Genomic DNA, 612 nt, shown 5'->3' with positions numbered 1-612 from the left:
AGACCCCTTGAAGACGACGAGGTTGATAGGTTCGGGGTGGAAGCACAGCAATGTGTGTAGCTGACGAATACTAATCGGTCGAGGGCTTATCCTAAACACGTTTACTGTGACCCATACATCCAGTAGACAGCAGCATAAAGGCTTCAGCAGGCCTAATCTTTCGTATCCAGTTTTCAGGGCGCAACTTGCTAATGTACGCATTAGTGAATGTTCTGTAAATGAATAGCTTTAGTAGTAATTGACGCGGGGTGGAGCAGCCCGGTAGCTCGTCGGGCTCATAACCCGAAGGCCGCAGGTTCAAATCCTGCCCCCGCAACCAAACCAAGGTTTCACTTTCGGATTTATCCGAGCTTACATACGGAGCTGTGGTGTAGTGGCCCAACATGCCTGCCTGTCACGCAGGAGACCGCGGGTTCGAATCCCGTCAGCTCCGCCACTTTTACAAGAAGAGTAACAAAATATATGTTGGGGATTAGCCAAGCGGTAAGGCAACGGACTTTGACTCCGTCATTCTCAGGTTCGATCCCTGAATCCCCAGCCATTTATATGCGGAAGTGGCTCAGCGGTAGAGCATCGCCTTGCCAAGGCGAGGGTCGCGGGTTCGATTCCCGT

Annotated in this window: 3 tRNA genes and 1 rRNA gene; all 4 read left to right on the top strand. The window is 51.6% G+C overall.

From position 1 onward, the window contains the following. Positions 1-94 (top strand): 23S ribosomal RNA (locus tag AB4Z45_RS33020); the annotation flags it as partial. 148 nt (positions 95-242) lie between these two features. Next, positions 243-319: transfer RNA gene (locus tag AB4Z45_RS33015), tRNA-Met, on the top strand. A 40-nt stretch (positions 320-359) separates the two neighbouring features. Then, positions 360-436, top strand: a tRNA-Asp gene (locus AB4Z45_RS33010). 30 nt (positions 437-466) lie between these two features. Further along, positions 467-541, top strand: a tRNA-Gln gene (locus AB4Z45_RS33005). Positions 542-612 lie beyond the last annotated feature (71 nt).

It is taken from the genome of Paenibacillus sp. MCAF9 (assembly GCF_052114265.1).
In the GTDB taxonomy this organism is placed as follows: Bacteria; Bacillota; Bacilli; order Paenibacillales; family Paenibacillaceae; genus Pristimantibacillus.
This window is presented reverse-complemented; position numbering and strand designations above follow the sequence as displayed.